Annotated in this window: 18 protein-coding genes; 11 read left to right on the top strand and 7 right to left on the bottom strand. The window is 61.9% G+C overall.

Translation table 11 applies throughout. From position 1 onward, the window contains the following. Window positions 1-29 precede the first annotated feature (29 nt). From ACFRJ9_RS22655 to ACFRJ9_RS22665, 3 genes are read left to right on the top strand one after another with little or no spacing between them, the layout of a single operon-like run. Window positions 30-1310, top strand: a complete 1281-nt coding sequence (locus ACFRJ9_RS22655) for an MFS transporter (protein WP_377672839.1) — start codon at window positions 30-32, stop codon at window positions 1308-1310. Between the two features lie 12 nt (window positions 1311-1322). Next, on the top strand, window positions 1323-2840 hold the full coding sequence (locus ACFRJ9_RS22660; RefSeq protein ID WP_377672841.1) for a carboxylesterase/lipase family protein: 1518 nt from the start codon (window positions 1323-1325) through the stop codon (window positions 2838-2840). 4 nt (window positions 2841-2844) lie between these two features. Then, window positions 2845-4641, top strand: a complete 1797-nt coding sequence (locus tag ACFRJ9_RS22665) for a glycoside hydrolase family 3 protein (protein ID WP_377672842.1) — start codon at window positions 2845-2847, stop codon at window positions 4639-4641. Between the two features lie 55 nt (window positions 4642-4696). Here the strand turns inward: ACFRJ9_RS22665 and ACFRJ9_RS22670 are convergent, their stop codons facing one another. After that, the gene (locus tag ACFRJ9_RS22670; RefSeq protein WP_377672844.1) at window positions 4697-5353 is read right to left on the bottom strand and encodes a TetR/AcrR family transcriptional regulator; all 657 of its coding nucleotides are present in this window, start codon (window positions 5351-5353) and stop codon (window positions 4697-4699) included. A 343-nt stretch (window positions 5354-5696) separates the two neighbouring features. Here ACFRJ9_RS22670 and ACFRJ9_RS22675 point away from each other — a divergent pair, with 343 nt between their 5' ends. The 4 genes from ACFRJ9_RS22675 to ACFRJ9_RS22690 all read left to right on the top strand — a co-directional run bounded on the left by ACFRJ9_RS22675 (window position 5697) and on the right by ACFRJ9_RS22690 (window position 9985). Beyond that, window positions 5697-6503 (top strand): ABC transporter ATP-binding protein, encoded by an 807-nt coding sequence (locus ACFRJ9_RS22675; protein ID WP_377672846.1) that lies wholly within the window; start codon window positions 5697-5699, stop codon window positions 6501-6503. Then, window positions 6496-7332: an ABC transporter permease gene (locus ACFRJ9_RS22680; RefSeq protein WP_377672848.1), complete on the top strand. Its 837-nt coding sequence runs from the start codon at window positions 6496-6498 to the stop codon at window positions 7330-7332. The genes ACFRJ9_RS22675 and ACFRJ9_RS22680 overlap by 8 nt, the downstream gene beginning before the upstream one ends. Before the next feature lie 46 nt (window positions 7333-7378). Further along, entirely contained in the window at window positions 7379-8440 is a 1062-nt protein-coding gene (locus ACFRJ9_RS22685) for an ABC transporter substrate-binding protein (protein WP_377672850.1), read from the top strand. 63 nt (window positions 8441-8503) lie between these two features. Further along, entirely contained in the window at window positions 8504-9985 is a 1482-nt protein-coding gene (locus tag ACFRJ9_RS22690) for an FAD-dependent oxidoreductase (RefSeq protein ID WP_377672853.1), read from the top strand. 26 nt (window positions 9986-10011) lie between these two features. Here the strand turns inward: ACFRJ9_RS22690 and ACFRJ9_RS22695 are convergent, their stop codons facing one another. After that, entirely contained in the window at window positions 10012-10482 is a 471-nt protein-coding gene (locus tag ACFRJ9_RS22695; protein ID WP_377672855.1) for a peroxiredoxin family protein, read from the bottom strand. 92 nt (window positions 10483-10574) lie between these two features. Here ACFRJ9_RS22695 and ACFRJ9_RS22700 point away from each other — a divergent pair, with 92 nt between their 5' ends. After that, window positions 10575-11024 (top strand): MarR family winged helix-turn-helix transcriptional regulator, encoded by a 450-nt coding sequence (locus ACFRJ9_RS22700; RefSeq protein ID WP_377672858.1) that lies wholly within the window; start codon window positions 10575-10577, stop codon window positions 11022-11024. 204 nt (window positions 11025-11228) lie between these two features. On the opposite strand, the gene ACFRJ9_RS22705 is transcribed toward ACFRJ9_RS22700, so the two are convergent. Both ACFRJ9_RS22705 and ACFRJ9_RS22710 read right to left on the bottom strand, forming a co-directional pair. Continuing rightward, window positions 11229-12404, bottom strand: a complete 1176-nt coding sequence (locus tag ACFRJ9_RS22705; RefSeq protein WP_377672860.1) for a serine hydrolase domain-containing protein — start codon at window positions 12402-12404, stop codon at window positions 11229-11231. 30 nt (window positions 12405-12434) lie between these two features. Then, window positions 12435-13745 carry an MFS transporter gene (locus tag ACFRJ9_RS22710; protein WP_377672862.1) on the bottom strand — a complete coding sequence of 437 codons (1311 nt, stop codon included), beginning with the start codon at window positions 13743-13745 and terminating at the stop codon, window positions 12435-12437. A 114-nt stretch (window positions 13746-13859) separates the two neighbouring features. On the opposite strand from ACFRJ9_RS22710, the gene ACFRJ9_RS22715 reads away from it, so the two are divergent. Beyond that, a complete protein-coding gene (locus tag ACFRJ9_RS22715) occupies window positions 13860-14480 on the top strand; it encodes a TetR/AcrR family transcriptional regulator (RefSeq protein WP_377672864.1) in 621 nt (206 codons plus the stop codon). A 45-nt stretch (window positions 14481-14525) separates the two neighbouring features. On the opposite strand, the gene ACFRJ9_RS22720 is transcribed toward ACFRJ9_RS22715, so the two are convergent. The 3 genes from ACFRJ9_RS22720 to ACFRJ9_RS22730 all read right to left on the bottom strand — a co-directional run bounded on the left by ACFRJ9_RS22720 (window position 14526) and on the right by ACFRJ9_RS22730 (window position 17566). Next, window positions 14526-15440, bottom strand: a complete 915-nt coding sequence (locus ACFRJ9_RS22720) for an amidohydrolase family protein (RefSeq protein WP_377672866.1) — start codon at window positions 15438-15440, stop codon at window positions 14526-14528. A 15-nt stretch (window positions 15441-15455) separates the two neighbouring features. Then, window positions 15456-16418 (bottom strand): fumarylacetoacetate hydrolase family protein, encoded by a 963-nt coding sequence (locus ACFRJ9_RS22725; RefSeq protein WP_377672868.1) that lies wholly within the window; start codon window positions 16416-16418, stop codon window positions 15456-15458. 167 nt (window positions 16419-16585) lie between these two features. After that, on the bottom strand, window positions 16586-17566 hold the full coding sequence (locus tag ACFRJ9_RS22730; RefSeq protein WP_377672870.1) for a YeiH family protein: 981 nt from the start codon (window positions 17564-17566) through the stop codon (window positions 16586-16588). A gap of 70 nt (window positions 17567-17636) precedes the next feature. Between ACFRJ9_RS22730 and ACFRJ9_RS22735 the strand changes: the two genes are divergently transcribed. Then, entirely contained in the window at window positions 17637-18569 is a 933-nt protein-coding gene (locus ACFRJ9_RS22735) for a LysR family transcriptional regulator (protein WP_377672873.1), read from the top strand. Between the two features lie 474 nt (window positions 18570-19043). Further along, window positions 19044-21478, top strand: a 2435-nt coding sequence (locus ACFRJ9_RS22740; RefSeq protein ID WP_377672875.1) for a VWA domain-containing protein, incomplete at its 3' end; no start/stop codon positions are given.

The raw sequence follows: 21478 nt of genomic DNA on the forward strand, positions 1-21478 counted from the left end.
AAGCCGTAACTTTCTCACTGAGGAGAGTCGTGTCCAAACCCCTATCCGAACAGGACTCCGGAGTGGCCGTTGCCATACCGGTCCCCGCCGAATCCGCAGTCACCTCAGCGCCCGTCCGGCGCAGTCTGTTGCCGTCCCTGGCGATCACCTCCATGGTCCTGTTCGCAACGTACACAGGTCTCATTTCAGTGCTTCTGCCCAACCAGGTCGCTGCCATTGATGAGGCCAACAAGGTGGCCAACTTCGCTACGATTTCCACCGTTTCCTTCATCTTCACCTTGTTCGCGCAGCCCATAGCCGGCGCCCTGAGCGACCGCACGCGCAGCAGGCTGGGCCGGCGCGCACCATGGATGCTCATTGGCGCCGCGAGCGGAGCTGTGTTCCTGATGGGCCTCGGTGGGCTGGACTCTATCCTGTGGATCGCCATTTTCTGGGTCATTATCCAGGTCTCACTGAACGCCCTCCAAGGGCCCTTCTCTGCGATCGTTCCGGACAGGTTTCCCCGCGAACGCCGCGGCATGGCCTCGGCCATGGTGGGCGTTGGAACCATGGCTGGTTCCACGGCCGGGGTCATCCTGGCGGGCAACGCAGGTGTGGGCTACACCGTTTTCGGCGTCGCTGTCCTGGTGACCTCATTGCTTTTCGTTGTTTTCAACCGTGATGCCCCCAGCGCCAGTGCCGCACGAACCCCTTTCAACTGGAAGCAGTTTTTCGCCGGATTCTGGATCAGCCCCCGCAAACATCCCGACTTCGCGTGGGCGTTTGCGGCCAGGTTCTTCTTCATCCTCGGCTACTTTTTGGTGATCACTTTCCAGCTATACATTCTGACCGACTACATCGGCTTGCCCTTGCCGGACGCCAACGCCGCCATTGGCTTGCTGAGTCTCGCTGGTCTGGGATCAACGCTCTTGTCGGTGTCTGTGGGTGGCTGGTGGAGCGACAAGATCGGCAGGAGGAAAGTCTTCGTCTACGCGGCGGCAGTCTTCATGGTGCTGGGTCTCCTGTTCCCGATTGTCATGCCGAACATGACCGGAATGATCATCATGTCTGTCATCAACGGGTTCGGCATTGGCCTGTACATGTCCTGTGATACGGCCCTCATGACCGAGGTGCTGCCCGGTGGCGGCAACGCGGCCGGCAAGGACCTCGGCATTCTGAACATCGCCAACAACATCCCGCAAGCACTCAGCCCTGTGGTTGCCGGGTTGCTGGTCGGCTCCGTTGGGGGTTACGCCAGCCTGTTCATGGCAGGCATGGTCTCTGCGGCCATTGCCGGCCTCGTGCTCATTCCCATCAAAACCGTCCGCTAGGAATACGCGTCAATGACCCAACCATCGATTTCCCCAGACTACTTAGAAATTACGACGGCGGCAGGCGCCGTCCGCGGCTGCTGGCGGGAGGGCTCGGCTGCTTTCCTCGGCATCCCCTTTGCTGAACCGCCTGTAGGCGCACTGCGCTTCGCCGCTCCTGTGCCGCACCGGCCGTGGGAAGGCGTCCGTGATGCCCTGGAGTTTGGGGCAACACCGCAGCGCGTTGGCCCGGAAGAAGTAACCATCATTCCCGAACCCTCGGTCGCCGGAGACTCCACCCTCAACGTGAATGTCTTCACGCCGAGCCCGGGCCAGACCCAGGACCGGGGCCTGCCTGTCCTTGTGTGGATTCACGGCGGCGGCTATTTTGCGGGCTCGCCGGCAAGCCCCTGGTACGACGGTTCAGCTTTCAACCGCGATGGCGTGGTGACCGTCAGCGTCTCCTACCGCCTGGGCTTCGACGGATTCGGGTGGATCGCCGATGCCCCGCATAACCGGGGCGTCTTGGACTGGATCCTGGCGCTGGAGTGGGTGCGGGACAACATCGCAGCTTTTGGTGGCGACCCGTCCCGCGTGACCATTGCGGGCCAATCCGCCGGAGGGGGTGCGGCCTTGACTCTGCTGACCGTGCCCCGGGCCCAGGAGTTGTTTGAAAGGGTCATCTCACTGTCCGGAGTCCCCACCGAGATGACGTTGGAGCAGGCGGAGGCAACGGGCCGTCGTCTGGCCTGGCTCGGCGGCGTCGAATCGAGCAGGGCGGCCCTGGCCACTTTGCCCGAGCAACGGGTGCTTGAATTGCAGGCCCAGCTGTCTCATCTGGGGCAGGAGGGCGATCCGATCCTCAACATCGCCAGCGTGCTGAATGACGGGCTCGCATTCGCCCCCGTGGTGGATGGCATGCTCATTCCACGGGGCACCGCAGACGCCATGAGGGCTGGCCAAGGCTCCGGCAAAGCGCTGATGCTCGGTACCACCGACCACGAATTCAACATGATGCTCGCCGGTGCTGGCGCGCATCTCCCAGCAGAGCCGGACCCGGCCCTGCTGACCCGGCTGGGAGTTTCCACGGAGACAGCCGGGATGTACGCCGCCGATCGACCGGGCCTGGACAGCGCGCAGTTGCTCGGCCAATTCGTGACTGACTCAATGTTCCGCGCGCCGGCGCTGCGGGTGGCCGAGGCTCGGGCCGGCTCCACCGCCCCCACGTGGATGTATAGGTTCGCGTGGCGGTCTCCGGTGACAGGCGAGGCCGGCCACTGCCTGGACGTGCCGTTCTTTTTCGACCTGATCGACGCCGAGCGCGTCACCGCGATTGCCGGTTCCGAACCCCCTGCGTCCTTGGCCGCCGACGTCCACGGTGCCGCAGTTTCCTTCATCCGGACCGGCCAGCCCGGCTGGATGCCCTGGGACGCAGGAACCCACCAGATCCGGGTGTATGACTTGCCCACTACCGACATCGACGACGGCTACGCGGACGTGCGGCCCCTGCAGGCTGCCCCCTCAGCCCTCACGCCTCAACCAAGGAGCTAACCCCATGACCGATACCGAGACCACAGCGCCCACGCGCGCCAGGCCCGCCTGTTTCCAAGACCCCTCCCTGCCGATCGAAGAGCGCGTAGACGTGCTGCTGAGGCAAATGACCCTGGAAGAGAAAGCAGGGCTCTTCTTCCAGACCATGATCACCATTGGTGAAGACGGTCAGCTGGCGGAGGCGAATCCCACCTTTGGCTCGCCGTCCACCGAGGAGTTTGTCCTTGGGAAGCACATGACGCACTTCAACGTTTTCGGGGCAGCCCCCACCGCCCGGCAAATGGCCGAGTGGCACAACAGGCTTCAGGGCCTCGCGGCGTCCAGCCGGCTCGGCATTCCCGTGACGCTGTCCACCGATCCGCGCCACTCCTTTACTGAGAACCCGGGAACAGCCATGATGGCCGGGCCTTTCTCGCAGTGGCCCGAACCTCTGGGGTTGGCTGCCATCGGGGACGAAACCCTCGTGGAGCAATTCGGTGACATCGCACGCCAGGAGTACACCGCCGTCGGACTTCGCGTCGCACTGCACCCGCAGATCGACCTGACCAGCGAACCGCGCTGGTGCCGCCAGATCGGCACTTTCGGCGAAGACGCCGATCTCACCGGACGGCTTGGCGCCGCATATATTCGCGGCTTCCAGGGGAAGCAGCTGGGCCCCGGATCCGTCGCCACCATGACCAAGCACTTTCCCGGCGGCGGACCGCAGCTGGACGGCGAGGACCCGCACTTCGACTATGGGCGGGAGCAGTCATACCCGGGGGACCACTTTGAACACCACCTGAGGCCGTTCGAAGCCGCCTTTGAGGCTGGGACAAGCCAGATCATGCCCTACTACGGCATGCCTGTGGGCACGGAGCACGAGGAAGTCGGCTTCGGCTTCAACAAGAGCATCATCACGGGCTTGTTGCGGGAACGGTACGGTTTCGATGGCATTGTCTGCACCGACTGGGGCTTGCTGAGCGATTCCCACATTATGGGCGACCATTTCCCGGCGCGGGCTTGGGGAGTGGAGCATCTTTCCGTCCGGGAGCGCATGGTCAAAGTCTTGGAAGCCGGTGTGGACCAATTCGGCGGCGAAGCGATCCCGGAACTGTTGGTGGATGTGGTCCGCAGCGGTGATGTGAGCGAGGAAAGGATCGATATTTCGGCCCGACGGCTTCTCCGCGAAAAGTTCCTCCTCGGGCTCTTCGACGAGCCTTGCGTAGACACCGCCGCAGCGGACTCCGTGGTGGGAAACGCCGCGTTCCGGGCCGCTGGGGATGCCGCGCAGCGTGCCGCTGTCACCGTTCTCACCAACTCCGGCGAGACTCCCGCACTGCCCCTTTCCCGCGGGATCAAGATCTATGCAGAAGGTATTGAACCGGCCGAAGCGGCCCGATACGGGACGGTGGTGGACTCGCCGGGGGAGGCCGACGTGGCGGTGCTGAGGCTGCAGGCGCCCTTCGAGCAGAGGGCTACGGCGTTTGAGAATTACTTCCACGCCGGCTCCCTCGATTTCCCCGCGGAGCAGGTCCAGCACGTGCTTCAGGTCGCTTCCGCGGTACCCGCCATCGTGGACGTATTCCTCGACCGGCCGGCAATTCTCACGCCGTTCATCAACGAGGTAGCGGCCGCCGTTGTGACCTTCGGGGCCAGCGACGATGCCTTGCTGGACGTCTTGTTCGGCGAGGCGCAGCCGCTCGGATCACTGCCGATGGACTTGCCCTCAAGCATGGCAGCGGTTGTGGCCAGCCGCCCGGATGTTCCCTTCGACACCGCCGATCCGCTCTTCCGGTTCGGCCACGGCCTGCGGTACACCTAGGACTCGGCTGGTCGCCCGCGTGGGCGACCAGCCGGCCGTGCGGGAGGTGCGTACGTTATGAAGCGTTCGACGGCGGGGCGTCGCCGTCGTGGTTTGGCGCCACTGAAGGGAGTGCCCCGACGAGAATCAGGTCAATCACCCGGTCGAGGGCCTCCGGGAAGTCGAACGAGTCGTCCTTGCCGCGCAGCCAGCGAAACATGAGTCCGAGGTAGGCATCGCGGAGTAAGTGTGCGAGGTCGCTCAGGTCGACTCCGTCGCGGAACACTTCTTCTGCCCGGAGTTCGCGGAGGAGGACCAGGATCTCGTCGGCCATCCACGGATCATCGTCAATGGGTCCTCCGGAGGAGACCCAGCCGATGCCCATGGCAAGGGTGAGCTCGTACGTTTGCGCGTTGATGCGGCCCATCGCATGAAAGTAGGCACGAATCCGCTCAGCGACTGAGGTGCCCGGTTGTGTGCGGGTGGCCAGCATGGCCTCGGTTCCGATCTTTCGGCGACGACTCGCCCATTCCTTGATGAAGTCGCTCTTGGTTCGGAAGTGGTTGAACACCGTTCCTCTGGCCGTGTCGGCGAGCTCGGCGATCTCGTCCATGGTGGTGGCGTGGTAGCCCTTGGACTGGAAAAGCTCGATCGCTGCTGCGTAGAGACGGTCCCGCATGTCCCTTTTGCGGCGCTCCACACGACTTAACGGCTCTGTGTTCTGTACCGGCACGGATTCTCCTCAGTGAACTCGAGTATGAGATTACACCAACGTCCACCTTGGCGACGTGAACCTATTGACAGAAATGGACTCATGACTGAATCTGTACCTGAGTCTAAATATGACTATCCCTAAGTTTTGCCCCTGCCGTGCAACGAAGCACCGCAGGAATCCACCAACCGGTCGATTCACTATTTACCGGCGAGAGATAGGCCAAGCATGCTTTGTAAGAAACGGCCCAATATTCACGGAGAACGCACGCTTCCACCTTCCAAGCCAGCGGCAAGCAGCTTCGCGGTGATGCGCCGGGGAGACAACTGTGAGTGATGTGGGCATCCGGAACAGACCCCCACTCGTGAAGACCGATGAACCCGGAGTGGACCAGCAAAACGACTCCGCGATTTCCTTTCGGGGCCTCGGTCAGTACTTCCTGCTACGCGACAAGTCCGGCGCCCGGGCGGTGGAAGCACTTCACGATGTGACGCTCCAGATCCGCAAGCACGAATTCGTGGCCATCGTCGGTCCCAGTGGATGCGGAAAGACGACTCTGCTCAATATCGCCGCCGGCTTGGTCAAGCCACAGTTCGGCGAAGTGAAAGTCAATGGCAAAACTCCGCGGAGCGGGCAGAAAGACGTTGCCTACATGTTGGCCCGGGACGCTCTTCTGCCGTGGCGCACGTCGGTACGCAACGTGGAGTACGGGCTGGAATTGAGCGGCGTTGGAAAGAAGGAAAGGCGTGCCCGCGCCGGAGAACTCCTGGCGGAAGTAGGGTTGGCCGGATACGAAAACGCCTACAGGTCGCAGCTCTCGCACGGTATGCGGCAACGGGTGGCTTTGGCCCGCACCTTTGCCCTCAAGTCTTCGATTCTCCTCATGGACGAGCCCTTTGGTGCCTTGGACTCGCACCTGAAGATCCAACTCGGCGAACTGTTGCTTCGCCTGTGGGAACAGGACAAGAGGTCCGTCATGTTCGTCACCCACGACCTTCACGAGGCCATTGCGCTGGCTGACAGGGTGATCGTCATGCGACCCAAACCGGGCCATATCGCCGCAGACATTCCCATCCCCCTGCCCCGTCCCCGGGACCTGAACTCCCTGCAGGTGAATGCCGAATACCACGATCTGTATCAGCACATTTGGAGTGTGATGGGCAATGTCTGAGATCTCCATGGCCAGCGCCAGTATTGACCCGGCAGCCTGGGTCCAGGCACAACTGCGCGAGGCCTCCCTGAAGCGATTGCGGCATGCACTCTCAGTTTGGGTCCTTCGCTTGATGGTCATCGGCGGGGCACTCGGCCTCTGGCAGACCATGGTGGCAGTCGGGTGGTTGGATCCGTTCGTTGTCAGTTCGCCCCAAGCAATTGGTGCGTTCCTGATGGACAACCTCGGAACGGCCAAATTCTGGTCGGACGTGCAAGTCACCGTCCTGGAAACAGTGATCGGTTTCGTCATCGCGAGCGTGGCGGGTGTGCTCGCCGCCTTTGTGCTCGCCCAAAGCAAGCTCCTCCACGATGTCTTGGATCCCATCCTTACCTTCTTCAACAGCATGCCGCGCGTGGCCTTTGCTCCGCTGTTCGTTGTCTGGTTCGGGCTGGGCATGACGTCCAAGATTGTCCTGGCTTTCAGCCTCTGCTTCTTCATCGTGCTCAGCGGCGCGCTTGTTGGACTGACGCAGGTTGACCCGGACCTCAACACCATCACCCGCCAACTTGGAGCAAACCGCAGGCAACACTTTGTGAAGTTGGTGCTCCCCAACGCCCTGCCCAGCATCGCTGCTTCGCTCCGCCTGGCCCTGATCTACGGATTCCTGGCCGTCGTCGTCGGGGAGATGATCGGCGCCAGCAGCGGATTGGGACAGCAAATTGCGTTCTACTCCGGAGTCCTTCGCATGGATGCGGTGTTCGGCATCCTCCTGGTGCTGGGCGTGCTCGTCTCAGCCGCCGTGGCGTTCATGCGCGTGATCGAAAACTACTTCCTCCGCTGGCAGTAACAAAACAAGTCCCGTAAGTAAGTCCCCTACAAAGAAGAAGAGGGATATGTCCAGTCCTCAATCCCCACGAGGCCGCGCTGTTGCGGCTCTCGGCGCTCTCATTTTGATCGGATCTGCTCTGTCCGCATGTGGCGGCCAAGCAACCACGTCAAGCGCGTCCCAGGAATTCAAGGTCTCCGTTTTTCCCGGCAACATTGTCAGTATTTACGCCCAAATAGGCGTCGCGGAAGGGTTCTACAAGGACGAAGGACTCGACGTGACACTCGTCGAGACCGCTGCCGGTCCGCAGGCTACCGCAGCGTTATCGGCCGGCAGCGTGGACGTCATGCTGAACACCCCGGACAACGCGCTGAGTGCGAAGCAACAGGGGTTCGACGCGATCGCCGTGGCCGGAAACCTGAAGAAGCCCCTGTTCCAACTCGTCGTCAAGGACAAGGGCAAATTCCCGCAGGCAGGCAAGGGTTACCCCGCCGTGATGCAGGATATGGCCAACAAAAAGGTGTCAACCTATGTCCTGGGCAGCGCCATTGACCGCTTCGTCAAGCTGCTGCTCCAAGGCGCCGACCTTCCTGCGAGTGACGTGTCATTCGTTCCGGTCGGAGGCCCCGGGCAGGGCTCGAGCGCGTTGGAAGCTGGTCAGGTGGATGTCCAGGCCGACGCCTTTAGCGCGGGCATCGTCGCGGAACTGTCCGGACGGGGATCGATTCTCCTGGATTGTTCCCTGAGCAGTTGCGGAGACAAAGTGGATGCCAGCGGTGCGATGAGCCAGGCCTATTGGACAACCCAGAAGTCGATGGACAAGAACCCGGCGGCCTTTAAGTCGTTCGTGAAAGCGCAGGAGAAAATCCATGCGTGGGCCCTTGATCCCAAGAATTCAAAGGAACTTGTGGCCGTCATGGAAAAGGCCATCCCTGTGCCCGCTGGCGTCAAGGCTGACAGCTACTATGCCGAGCTCGTGAAGACCATGCCGCGGTACTTCAGCGTGGACGTCAACAAGGACGCCATCAAAGCAAACATGGAAGCCATGGTCGGAACGGGCGAGCTCAAGCAACCTCTGGAAACAGAAAATATGGTGTGGAACGAGGCGTCCTTGGCGAAAGCTCCGTAGCCAGTCGCCGCTAACCCCGGGCCTGCCCGCATGGCCCGATACCTTCAATCCAAAGGAGAATTCGTGTCGCCGGATCCCGCGCTACCTGACCATACCCAACCCATTGGACTGCACGCCTTGGAGGCGAGGGTAGCCCAGGAGCTGTCCCTCCTGGACCTGCCGTCCGCGCCCTGGATACCGCCCCAAGGTGACGCCGCCGGCGAAGAGGTGCTCGACGTCGTCGTCATCGGGGGCGGCGTCACCGGCCTGGCGGTGGCGTCGTCGCTGCTTCTTCGCGGAGTCGATCGGATGCTGGTCCTTGATCGGAACCCCTCGGGTGCCGAAGGTCCTTGGGCTACGTCGGCGCGGATGAAGACCCTGCGCACGGCGAAATCCGGGCTCGGGCCCACACCCGGCATCTCGTCGCTCACACCCCGGGCCTGGTATGAGGCGAAGTACGGTGTCCAAGCGTGGGATGAACTCACGTATTACCCCCTCGACGACTGGGCTTCCTATCTTCGCTGGTTCAAGGAGGTACTCGGACTTCCTGTGCACAATGAGTCCGAGGTGGTGGACGTGGAACCGCTCGCCAATGGCTGGTTGCGGCTAACTGTAGAGGACGACGGCGGGACGCGCCTGATCACTGCGCGGCGGGTCATCGTGTGCACTGGCTACGGCGGGTGGGGAGGGGCGAGGCTGCCTGCGATGTTGGCGAACATCCCCAAGTACCTCTATGCCCATTCGTCGGAGATGATCGACTTCTCGTTGCTTGCGGGGCGCAGGGTCGGCGTTCTTGGGGTAGGGGCATCCGCCGTCGATAACGCCTCGACTGCCTTGGAGCATGGCGCGGCCTCGGTCGATTTCTTCGTCCGACGTAACTCGGTCCCATCCATTCACCGGGCCAAGGCGTTGATCAACATCGGCTGCATTGAAGGATTCGGGGAGTTGGCGCCGGAGATGCGGGCGGAGTTCATGAGGCTGCTGCAAGCTGATGGTGCGCCGCCCCCGGGTCACAGCGTCCAGCGTCTAGGGCAGGCCGGCGCTCATCGGCTCCACCTTGGCGCCGATATCACCGCCATCCATGCCGACGGCGACTCCCTCACCCTGTGGGTCAACGGGCAGCCGCACAATGTCGATTTCCTGATTGCTGCGACCGGCTTCGAAGTGGATGGTCGTCGTCGGCCCGAATGGCGGCGGCTGCTGCCGCAGATGCGGTTCGTGGGGAAAGACCCGCAGCTACCGGAGCGTGCCCAGCAGGCGTTCGCCCATCACCCCGTGGTGGATCGGGACTACCGACTGGTGGAGGCTGAACCTGGCGCCTGCCCTGCGCTGCGCAATGTCTATTGTCTGGCGGATGCCGCTATCGTCAGTCAAGGGGTCGCGGCCGTCAGTGTGGTCGGAGCGGGGGCGGTGGCTGCCCGCGCAGCCACCGCCGTCATCAGCACCTTGTTCGCCGAGGACGCCGGTGACCACCTGGCCCGTATGGAGCAGTACAGCGATCCCGAGTTCGCGGAGACCGACTGGCCGGCCCCCGCTCCCGCCTCGTCAATGCGGCGAACCCAGTAGCTTGGCTGCCTGAAGTGGCCCGGGTCTTAGGCTGCTTCAGGCGTCAGCTCCCGGATTGCGGTGAACAGTTCGGGCCAGTTGTAGGCGCCCGTTGCGATCACAGCGCTCCGCGTGTAACGGACTACGCCGTCGATGTCGGCAAGGACGACGCCGGATTCCTGCATGGATCCGAAGATCTTCTTGTTCAGCCCGAACTCTGCGTGAGTCGATCCGGCCTGGGCGGCGATGCCGGTGAAAGGGAAACCGTATTTTTCCTGCCACCGCGCCACGGCCTCTTGTCCCTCCGGGATGGCAACCATCACCCGGATTCCGTAAGCGTCGAGTTCTGCCTTGTGGCCCGCCAAGTCACGGAGATGGTTGATGCAGACCTGGCAGGTGCTGGTCCGCATGAAGTAGATCAGGACGTTGTCCTCACCTACGGAATCGGTAAGGCTAAGCGCCCCACCCTGAGCGTCGGTTACTTCAAACGCCGGAAGCATCGTGTGGATGTTGATCATTGCTGGCTCCATTTCAGTAGTTGACCTTACATAGTAAGGATACCTGATGATCAAGCTTCCTTACTATTTTCAATCGTGGGTAAACTGGCTGGATGCCAACTTCGAATGCGGTGGAGCCGCTGGGGATCATCCTTCTGCGGCTCCAACGCGGGCTTGAACGAGAGCTGATTCAGGGCATTCAAGGCGCGGGATACCCGGACGTCCGCATGCGGCATCTGTCGGTGCTTGAAACGCTCGGTCCGGAGGGGGCCAGGGCGAGTGCGCTGGCCCTGCACTTTGACATGACGGCGCAGTCGATGGGCGAGTTGATCGACGATTTGGAGCGCTCCGGCTACCTGAGCCGTGTACAGGATCCTGCCGACCGTCGTGCCCGAATCCTCACCCTGACCCTGCGCGGGCAGGTAGCAATTGCAGCCTGCCAAGCTATCGTCACGGAGATCGAGCAGCGCTATGAATCGCTCCTTGGCAGGCCCCGCTACCAAGAGGCCCGGGCCTCCCTGGTGGAACTCCTGCGCCACGTCGAGGGAAACGCCGCAACTTAAAGGGCGCGCAGGCCGTGGACAAGCATGACGCCGCGATTGCGATCAATGGTGTCGGTGCGTCCAGCACTGCGCCAAGGCAATGCGGCAGTTGCAGGAGACATGCCGTCCTGCATGTCTCCTGCGCAGCGTCTTCCGCGCGCCCTGCCGGTGGGCCGAGGCACCTGACTCAAGCGCCGTCGTCGTACACTTTCCTGCTGCGAATCGCTACCGCTCAAGGGACCGGATGCATCCCCGCACCAGCTGGGAGAGCTTGATGGCGCGCGGGTCTGCGCCGCCAGGGTACTGCAAGGGATATGGAACGTAGCCGAAACCGAGATCATATTCCGGGTCCGCGAATCCCAAGGCGCCCCCCGCGCCGTCGTGACCGAAGGCCCGGTAGCTGCCGAAGTTCATCCGCTGGTCCGGTTTCATGAAGACGACGCCGAGGCTGCGCTCAAAGCCAAGGACGAGGTCGCGCCCCCAGATCTGTACCTGGCTCATGGCTTCAATGGTGGCTTCGCTCAGCAAACGGTCGCCGATATGCCCCAGGGCTGCCGCGTAAAGCCGTGCCAAACCGCGGGCGGAGCTCACTCCGCCGGCCCCTGCCGGCCCGGCCGCGCGAACTTCCCGGCGATTGGGCGCAATGAACCCATCAATGATGTCAGGCATGTGATTCGGCGAGTTCAGCGCCAGCGGGAAATAGCCGTCCAGGGTGGAGGTGTTGGCGGCAGCCTCGGCTTCTTGCGCCTCAGTCAACCTCATGGGCGCTACCGGGCGGTAGCGCGGTTCGAGATCCTCCGGGAGGCCCACGTAGAAGTCAATGCCCCGAGGACCACGGATCCGGTCCTCGTATTCGTCCTGCAAAGTCCTCCCGGTGATGCGCCGGACGAGTTCTTCCATCAGGGTTCCGATAGTGAGGCCGTGGTAGCCGAATCCGGCACCCGGCTGCCACAGCGGCCGTGCGTCCGCCAGCAACCGGGCCGCAGTTGGCGAGTCCGTCAGTTCCTCGGGTGCCATTCCGCCCTTGACGTTGACCAAGCCTGCTTGGTGGGACAGCAGTTGCCGGACGGTCATCCGGTGCTTGCCGTGGGGTGCGAATTCGGGCCAATAGCGGACTACTTTTTCGTCGAGATCCAGTCGGCCATCCTCCACCAGCAGGGCCATGACCATTGCTGCCGCCCCTTTGGTGCAGGAAAACACGGCCGTAACGGACTCTGGTGACAGGGCAGGGCCGCCCGTCAGGTCGATCACTTGGGCCCCGCGGTGGTACACCGCGAGCTGCGCGCTGAAGCCTGGATCCTCGCCCAGGAAGTCCTCGAACTGTTTCTCAACTGCTTCAAATCCCGGGCCAACGTGACCGGATACGGTGACTTCGGAAGTGGACATAGTCTGCTGCGTCATGGGTGGTTTCTTCTTTCTATGGAACGAGGGTCAGCGCACGGACTTGACGGGGATGATGGCGAGGACGCTCAGTGCGGCGATTGCGGCGGCCACCGTGAAGAGGAAGCCATACGAACCGCCTCCCAATGCGAGGATCAGCGGGGCGACGGCGGGCACGAGGGACTGCGGAAGGGTGGAAGCCATGTTGAAGACGCCAAGGTCCTTTGCGGCGTTGGCTTGGTTCGGCAGGACTTCTGTGGCCAGGGCCAAGTCGACTGCCACGTAGGCGCCGAATCCGAATCCGCCTACCACCATGCCCACCAGGAAGCCGGTGAAGTCATTTGCGTTGCTAACAATGGTCAAGGCGACGGCGTAGATGAGCGCGGCGCCGATGATGAAGGGCTTGCGTCGGCCCACGGCGTCGCTTAGGCGGCCGCACACGATGCTGGAGATCACGGTGGTCACTGACAGGGCAACTACTCCGAGGAACACCTGACCGGCAACCTCGGAGGGCGGCGTGCCGAGCTTGTTCAGGAGATAGAACGTCTGATACGTGGTCAGGCACGCATAGGCGAAGATGAAGATGAACCGCTGGGCGAAAGCCCATGCAAAGTCCGGGTGCCGGCGCGGATTCACCCAGAAGGTCAACGCCAGATCCTTCCAGGACGCCGTCGGGCGATCCTCCCGGGCCAGCCGGCGGTCCCTGAGGGGCAAGGCAAACAGGATGATCATGAAGGCGCCGAAGACTGCCGGAATGACGAGCGGAAGAACGGGGTCGCTGGCAATGAATTGAACCACGAACGTTCCCCCAACAAGCGCCACGGGAAGGGTGATGCCGACGAGCCCTGAGACGCGGCCGCGCTGGTGGGTTGGGACCTGGTCGGCGACGACGGCAATCAGGGCGGCGAAGGCGCAATTGAAGCCGATCGCCGCAAGACTGTAACCAATTGCTAGAACAGTGACGCTTCCGGCAAACCCCGACACAAGGCCAGCCAGAACGCCAATCAGGCTTCCGATGATCAGCCACGGCCGGCGCATTCCAAAGCGTGAGGTAGTGCGATCACTGAGGCGACCGAAGATGGGCGTGGTGACCATGCCTACGAATGTTCCTGCCGCGGCGACGACGCCGAGGGCAGCGGGCGCCTCATCAGGGCTGACCAAGGTGGTGATCTTGAGGGGGATGGCAATGATTCCCGGTGTCAGGACAGCAACCCAGAAACCCACGTAGGCCAGCGCGAACAGGGTAATCCACATTCCGCTCACGGGCTTCTGCGGCCCGTCTGAAGCCCCTTCAGCGGGTGGCTTTCCCGGCGATGTGATGACTGCCGCCGCTTCATTGCGTGCGACATTCAGTTCTTCCATGTCAACTCCTTTGTTGTGAATCAAGAGAAACTCAGTGACATAGACCGACTGGTCGGTCTATGTCTTTCTGGGCTAATGTAGCAGAAGTCGAATCGAGCCTTCAAGGAGTGTGACATGGTGCGCGAACGCGCAGAGAAGACCAATCAGGAGAAGGGTGAACTGATGCGGCGCAGAATCATGGCAGTAGCAGTGCCGATGATCGCCCAGCAGGGTGGCCGGGGTATCTCGCTCGCGAAAGTGGCAGCTGTGGCCGGCATATCAAAAACCGGCCTCCTTCATCACTTTGGCACCAAGGACGCTCTCCTGCACGCCGCACTCGATGTGCGCGATGAGGAAGACGGATACCCGGAAATCTGGTCAGCGGAGATTGGCATAGGGTTTCTCGATGTAATCGTCGCCTACATCGAGAACTGGGTCACCCGTCCGGATACTCTGGGCATGTTTTCCATGCTCCTCGCAGAGAACAAGCGGACAGGGGACCCCCTTCATGATCGGCTGGTGAAGCATGCGGACGACGTTCGGAATCTCATAGTCGCCACTGTTGAGGTTGCCAAGCGTGACGGGCAAATCGACAGCTCCGTCGACAGCAAGGTGACAGCAATAGAGGTGTTCATCTTCCTGAACGGCATTGAGTCATACTTCCAACTCGACGCCACTCTCCCGCTTTCCACGATTGCCAATCACTGGCGTGAATCGTGCCTCCACGCTTGGCGGCCGCGGGGTGAGGAGGCATAGCCCGGGGGGATGCCTGGGGCCAATCGTGGCCCCAGGCTGTCCTTGTCAATTGATACTGAAGACCGTCTTGGCGGTGCGGCCGAAAATGCCGTCGGCCTCATCCTGATTGATGGCGGCGGCTTTGACGAGGCGGATAGCGGTGCTGTGGACGTCATCGGGCGCCCGAAGATAACGCCAGGTGTATGTCCAATCCGTGCCGAACATGATCCGGTCTGGTCCCAATGCGTTCAGGGCGGTGCGCAGGTGGTCCACTGAGGTCCCCACCACATCGAGGTAGACATTGTGATTTCGCAAGGCCACCGTGAGGCAGGAATCGAAATAGCGCTGGATGCTGCGTCCCATCTTCGTCAGGATGATGGGAACATCGGGGTGACGCCCGGCAAGCTCGTCCACCCACAGCGGGTCCTGATAGTGAAGGTTGCCCGGGAACTGCGTCCAGCCGCTGGGAAACTGGATGGGGAGTCGCCTGGGGGCCAGGACGTCCATCAGCGGTGCAAAGTCATTTGCCACCAGCCGAGGATCCACGTGGGACGTGATGCTCTGCGTATTGGTTTCTCCAATGCCGGCGAATCCCAGCTCGTTCACTGAACGATCGGCCGCCCTGGCGACGCGCTCAGGGGTGCCTGGGTCCGGGAGCTCGTAGCTTGGTTTAGCTCCCCAGGGCCACTCGGTTGCTTGAGCCAGCGGAAGGAAGCGGCCAGGGTGGCGCTGAGCAATGGATCTTACAAAGTCATTGGAAATACCGGGCGTAGGTTGGACAACTGTCAGGTCTACGCCGTTCTTGTCCATCGCTTCCAGAAGCGCCGCTGAGTTGTCCACGGGTTCTTCGCGCTGGATGCGTTCGAAGATCTCCGGGTACTTGGTTCGCCAGCTGGCTACGTCGTTGCGCGTTAGCAACACGTCGCTCAGTTCTTCAATCGCGGGAAAACCGCCGAGATGGGTATGAGTATCGATAAACATGTGTGTCTCCGGGCTCTAGGGCGTGTGGGTGGCGGCGGGCTGCGGGCCCTGACTGAGCGGAATGACGTCGTCTGCCGGCACCATGGTGGCGCGAATGCTGCCAAGGCGCTCCACTGTCAGCTCTACCTCATCACCGACCTCAAGCCAGGGGTAGCGCTCGCCGCCGTGTACCCGGGACAGTTCCAGGATGCATCCGGTGCCAACGGTTCCGGAGCCAATCACGTCTCCCGTGCGCAGCTCGGTCCCTCGCGATGCATAGGCCAACATGTCGGCGAATGGCCAGTAGAGGGAAGACCAGTTGCCGCTGCTGTACTCGGTTCCATTGACAGTTGCCGTCATCGCCAGATCGAAGCCGTGTCCGTTGCGCAACGGCTCCAACTCATCCGGCGTGACCAAGTACGGGCCCAGGCTGGTGGCGGTGTCCTTTCCCTTGGCCAGACCTATCGCAAACGTCATCTCCGCGGCCTGCAGGTCCCGGGCGCTCCAGTCGCACAGGATCGTGTAGCCCGCGATGTGGGCCTCGGCCTCCTCCGGTGTCAGATTCTTGCCGGGCCGGCCGATGACAGCCGCCACTTCAAGTTCGTAGTCGTACTGCGCAGTGCCGGGGGCCAACTGCACGTGTTCCTCGGGACCAACCACTGCCGCCGGGTTGCTGAAGTAGTAGACGGGCTGCTCGTAGAACAAGGGGTTTACGGGCACGTTCAGTGCGGCAGTGGAGGTCAGGTAGTGATTTTCGAATGCCATGAAATCGCGGACTGACGGAGGCTGGGGGATCGGGGCGAGCAGGCGGACGTCTTCGGGCCTGATCACTTCACATGGTGCGGTAAAGGCTTGATCGGCGGCCTCGGACAGCCGTTCGCTGTCGCCGATCAGATCAATGAGTTCCACATCGGCGGGCATGGCATACAGCAACCCGTCGCGGAGAAGTGCGGTCAGCGGTCTGCCCATTTTGGGGGATTCATAGGTGGCCCAGCGCATGGGTTCCTTTCGGTGGGTGACGGCTGAAACCTGAACGCAGCCTTCATCAATGAATTGGCAATTAATTTTGAACTCAAGTACAAAGTTAGTGTGAACTATAGGACGTGGTCGGTCGCTGGTCAACGGTCCATCGAGACTCACTTGAAGGGCAGCGGACGGTCGGCAGCTCAGAAGAGTGCGACGGTCAGGCCAAGTGATACCGAGGCGGCTATGGCTGTGGACGCGGCCGCCAGGCCCAGCACTCGAAGAGGGACCGGAAACAGGGAGCGAACGTGCATTCCCAGGCCAAGCCCGAACATTGCGGACGCGAGGAGAATGGTGGTGGCGAAATCCGCGCCCTGAAGAATCGGCCCAGGCAGCATCCGGAGGGTAGCAACCGCTGCGGCTACAAGGAATCCGACGACGAACCAAGGGACGGCAGGAGGTTTGGCGCCGTCAACCTGAGTGCCACCGTCCCGTCGTCGAGCCGCTACATAGGCGACTGCCAACAGCGCGACGCGGCCCAGCTTCACTGTGGTTGCGATTGCGACGGCGGCAGCGCCACCTGTGGTGGCTGCGGCAACTACCTGGGCAACCTCGTGAATGGAAGCGCCGGCCCACACGCCCAGCTGAACGGAGGACAAGCCAAGGGCCTTCGACGCCAGTGGAAGAAGCACAATCATGGCGCTGCCGAACAGCGTAACCATGGCAATTGCCAGCGCCACGTCCTCATTTCGGCGTTTGATTCCACCCTCGACGGCGGCAATCGCCGCTGCGCCACAGATGGAGAATCCGGTGGCGATGAGCGTTACCATTCCCCGGTCGATGCCGAGTCGATCTCCGATCATGGACGTAGCTACGAACGTCACCCCCACGACTACGGCAATGACCACCAGGACCCGGGGGCCCAACGCAAGAATGTCCGCCAACGGAAGGCGCAGGCCAAGAAGGACGACGCCCAGTCGCAGCATCACTTTGGTGACAGCTTGGTGTCCGGCGAAAAGCCTGTGGGCGCCTGCTGGCGTATTGACGATCATAGCGCCAAGAATCAGCGCTATCAGCAGTGGGCTTACCAGTGGCATCACTTGGCCAAGCGCCCAAGCCGCCAAACCCGCCGTCGTTGGCAGTAACCATCGGACAAGCACAGGAAGCGAGCGATTCTGAAACATGATTCCAGCATTGAGGGCCAAGGCAGTGCCCAGTAGTCACCAAAATCGACGTTGGTCATAGGCTGTGGTTATGACCAACTTCCCCGATCTGGCGTCGCTCAGGCTGCTGCTGCTGATCGATGAATACGGAAGCCTCGGAATGGCCGCCCGCGAACTCGCAATCAGCCAGCCTGCCGCCAGCGCCCGGCTGCGATCCCTTGAGTCCCGGTACGGACTCTCACTCGTCACGCGCTCCACCCGGGGTTCGTACCTCACTGAGGACGGCAAAGCCGTCAGCGCCTGGGCGCGCAACGTGATGAACGAACTCAACCGGCTCCAGGTAGGCATCGGGGCGCTCAGCGAGCAGCGCCGCGGTGACCTCAAAATCGCAGCCAGCCTGACCATCGCAGAATTCTTCCTCCCACGCTGGCTAGCCGATCTGCATCGATCGCAGCCCGGCATTCACATCGGTATGGTGGTGGTTAACAGTGCAGAGGTAGTGACCATGGTCCGGGAGGGACAGGTCAAGCTGGGGTTCATTGAGAGCGCCGTGAAGGTGCCGGACCTTGCGTCGTGCCAGGTTGGATCCGACCGACTTGTTGTGGTCGTCGCGCCTGATCATCCGTGGGCGAAGGCCGTTGTGCCGATCGATCGGGACGAGCTTGTGGCCACGCCACTCGTCGTGCGCGAAACCGGCAGCGGAACACGGGAAACGTTTGAACAGGCCCTGGGGGCCAAGACGAACGTCGTGCTTGAAGCGGGCTCCACGAACGTCATCATCGCCTCCGCCCTGAACGGAGTGGGTCCAGCTGTGGTTTCCGAGGTCGCAGTGCGCTCCACGCTGGAGACGGGCGCACTCATCAACGTCCCTGTGACCCTTGACCTGCGCCGGTCCCTGCGGGCCATCTGGCGCCGCAAGGATCCCTTGCGCCCGCCAATCGACGGACTCGTGGCCTTTGCCCTGAAGAATCGAGCAAGCGACGACACTCAGCCAGTGCGCACGCGAAATCCTGATGGTGCCTAAGTTAGGGATGCTCACGAATCCGCTGGTAGACCGTGATCGTGAGGACCTGGGAGATTTCCCGATCCTCCAGGGAGCCGTGCAGCACTTCCCCTCCACGACGATTCGGTCGCGCGGAACGTCATCGCCACGGCTTCGAACGAGTTGTGGGTACGGACCTCACCGAACACCCGCCGCCGTCATCCACACAGCCGAGAAGGTGCTGGCGACGAGCTGACGAGGGTGGTTTCTGTTCTGACTCCAAACATTTCTTGGTGATTTTCGCGTCATGATCTCGCGGCTTCTGACACTAGATAAGTCGGGACCCGATTTGCGATTCCCCAAGAACGTGATTTCAGCTTTCGGCGACACGAATTGTTGTGCAGTCCTACTGGACTACCGACAGTAGCCGAGCGCTAATCCCGAAAAGTCACGCGAGAGGCTGGCCCGTATCACCGGACCGGGCCTTTTGATGTGACGAAAGATACAGGAGAGCCAATGAATCACTCACGTCCATCGAAGCTTTTGGCGGCGACAGCCGCCAAAGCGGACGGGTTAAACCCGCTAAGGAATTTACGCCCGGTACGCCGGGCAGCCACCTCCGTGCTCGTCACATTGGGGCTGCTGACCTCCACGTTGGGCCTCGTGCCTGGTGTGTCCGTGTCGGCTGCAGAAGCAGCCGTGCCGACTCCGGGGCCCGGCGAAGCCGTGGTCACCGTCAAAGTGGCCGGCGACCGAAATGCAGGCGCTACAGTCGCCGGCTTGGCAGGTGTCACGTTGGCGCTTCACGGGCCTGGATCGGCCAGCGTGGGCAGCAACAATGGCGTCAATGTTAATCAGGGCGCATCAGGCCCGCGATATGACGCTGCTTGGTCTTGGACCACTTGTACCTCGGACGCGAATGGTGACTGCAGCTTCGTCATCCCGATCCGTCCGGGTACGATCTCGGACACGGGCGTGCCAGAGGACACTCGATTCTGGGTCGTTCAGGAAACCACGCCCGGCGGCTGGTATGACAACCCGCAGATGCGCGTGGGCGAGAACACGGCAGCTCCCGAATTCACCTGGGACTACCGCTTCCGCACCGACGTCGAGCTGCGTGCTGGCGTGACCTACCGTTCCACCACGGCACTCGCTCCCGATGCATCGTGGACCGACTCGGCCGAGCCTGATCGCGGCTTCATGCGAAACCGCGAAGACAACTGGGAGGAAGGCGACTACGCGTCCAACGTGGGTCGCACCACTGGAGTTTGGAGCCAGTCGCGGACCAACCCGCCCCTTCCGGCTACCTGTGGGCTGAAAATCGCCCTGGTGACTGACACTTCGGGGTCGCTGGGCGCCAGTGGATTGGCCGAGCTCAAAGCCGCCATGGGCACATTCGTGGATGCGTTCAGCGGAACGCCTACCCAAATGTCGCTCTACTCTTTCTCGAATGTCAGCCCCGGCAACAACGCCACCAACCACCCCGCGCTGCTGCCCGTGACCACGGCTGCTCAGGCAAGTGCCTTCAAGGCACAGTACGCATCTTGGTCGTATGGCGGCGGAACGAACTGGGATCAGGGCTTCGTAGCAGCTGCGGATTCGGGCATTCACTACGACATGGTGGTCCTGCTGACCGACGGTAACCCGACCATGTACGGCACCAACCCGATCGACAACGCCAGTGCGATCAACTCCTTGCAGGACGTTGACGCCGGCATCCTTGCGGCTAACCAGCTCAAGGCACAGGGGACCCGCGTACTTGCGATGGGTGCTGGCCCGGCTTTGACCCCGGAAAGCGAACTCAACCTGCGGGCCGTCTCCGGCGTCGTGGAGGATTCCGACTACTTCCGTGCAGCAAACTTCACAGATGCGGCCGGCATTCTCGCTGCTCTCGCTGAAGCCAACTGCCAAGGCAGCATTCAGGTCCAGAAGTTGATTGTGCCCAGTGGCGGCACTGTCGCGGATGCCACTCCGGCTCCTGCCGGCTGGGAGTTCAACGCCAACGGTGTCGCCTCTGGCGTCAGTGTCGTGGCGCCGAATTCGGCGACGACCACTTCTGGTGGAAACGGAACCGTCAACTTCGGCCTCGGTTTCACCAGCCCGACGACGTCCGGCGCTGTCCGTGTTCTGGAGACTCAACAACCCGGTTATCAGGTGTTGCCCGTAGGAAACCAGAATGCGACCTGCATCAATGCAAACACCGGTGCCGCCGTCTCCGTAACCAACGCCGGTACAGCCGCCAACCCTGGTTTCGATGTCACGGGCCAGGCCCGCGCGCAGATCGAGTGCAAGATCTACAACACATTGGCTCAGTCTCCGGGCATGGAGTTCTCCAAGACCGCTGATGCTTCCGGTATTCAGAACCCGTCTGTTGTGGGTGACCAGATCACTTACACGTTCACGTCGAAGAACACGGGCAACGTTCCGTTGACGGGTGTCACGATTAATGATCCGTTGGCTGGTTTGTCGGCTTTGACGTACAACTGGCCGGGTACTCCCGGTACTTTGCTGCCTAATGAGTCGGTGACTGCTACGGCGACGTATGCGATCACGCAGGCTGACATCGACGCCGGTCACGTTGCCAACTCCGCAACGACGACGGGTAATCCTCCGACTGGTCCTCCAGTCACGCCTCCTCCGGGAACGACGGATACTCCGTTGACCCCGGCTCCGGCCATGGAGTTCACTAAGACCGCTGATGCTTCCGGCATTCAGAACCCGTCTGTTGTGGGTGACCAGATCACCTACACGTTCACGTCCACGAACACGGGCAATGTGAAGCTCACGGGTGTCACGATTAATGATCCGTTGGCTGGTCTGTCGGCTTTGGCTTACGTCTGGCCGGGAACCCCGGGGGAACTTCTTCCGGGTCAGTCCGTGACCGCGACGGCGACGTATGCGATCACGCAGGCTGATATTGAAGCTGGTCATGTTGCGAACACGGCAACGAC

The organism is Paenarthrobacter sp. NPDC056912, assembly GCF_042786555.1.
Lineage (GTDB): Bacteria > Actinomycetota > Actinomycetes > Actinomycetales > Micrococcaceae > Arthrobacter.

Excerpts from the sequence above, each read along its gene's own strand:
- ACFRJ9_RS22660 (WP_377672841.1), top strand. The coding sequence starts at position 1,323 with ATGACCCAACCATCGATTTCCCCAGACTACTTAGAAATTACGACGGCG.
- ACFRJ9_RS22665 (WP_377672842.1), top strand. The coding sequence starts at position 2,845 with ATGACCGATACCGAGACCACAGCGCCCACGCGCGCCAGGCCCGCCTGT.
- ACFRJ9_RS22680 (WP_377672848.1), top strand. The coding sequence starts at position 6,496 with ATGTCTGAGATCTCCATGGCCAGCGCCAGTATTGACCCGGCAGCCTGG.
- ACFRJ9_RS22685 (WP_377672850.1), top strand. The coding sequence starts at position 7,379 with ATGTCCAGTCCTCAATCCCCACGAGGCCGCGCTGTTGCGGCTCTCGGC.
- ACFRJ9_RS22695 (WP_377672855.1), bottom strand. The coding sequence starts at position 10,482 with ATGATCAACATCCACACGATGCTTCCGGCGTTTGAAGTAACCGACGCT.
- ACFRJ9_RS22700 (WP_377672858.1), top strand. The coding sequence starts at position 10,575 with ATGCCAACTTCGAATGCGGTGGAGCCGCTGGGGATCATCCTTCTGCGG.
- ACFRJ9_RS22705 (WP_377672860.1), bottom strand. The coding sequence starts at position 12,404 with ATGACGCAGCAGACTATGTCCACTTCCGAAGTCACCGTATCCGGTCAC.
- ACFRJ9_RS22710 (WP_377672862.1), bottom strand. The coding sequence starts at position 13,745 with ATGGAAGAACTGAATGTCGCACGCAATGAAGCGGCGGCAGTCATCACA.
- ACFRJ9_RS22715 (WP_377672864.1), top strand. The coding sequence starts at position 13,860 with ATGGTGCGCGAACGCGCAGAGAAGACCAATCAGGAGAAGGGTGAACTG.
- ACFRJ9_RS22720 (WP_377672866.1), bottom strand. The coding sequence starts at position 15,440 with ATGTTTATCGATACTCATACCCATCTCGGCGGTTTTCCCGCGATTGAA.
- ACFRJ9_RS22725 (WP_377672868.1), bottom strand. The coding sequence starts at position 16,418 with ATGCGCTGGGCCACCTATGAATCCCCCAAAATGGGCAGACCGCTGACC.
- ACFRJ9_RS22730 (WP_377672870.1), bottom strand. The coding sequence starts at position 17,566 with ATGTTTCAGAATCGCTCGCTTCCTGTGCTTGTCCGATGGTTACTGCCA.
- ACFRJ9_RS22735 (WP_377672873.1), top strand. The coding sequence starts at position 17,637 with ATGACCAACTTCCCCGATCTGGCGTCGCTCAGGCTGCTGCTGCTGATC.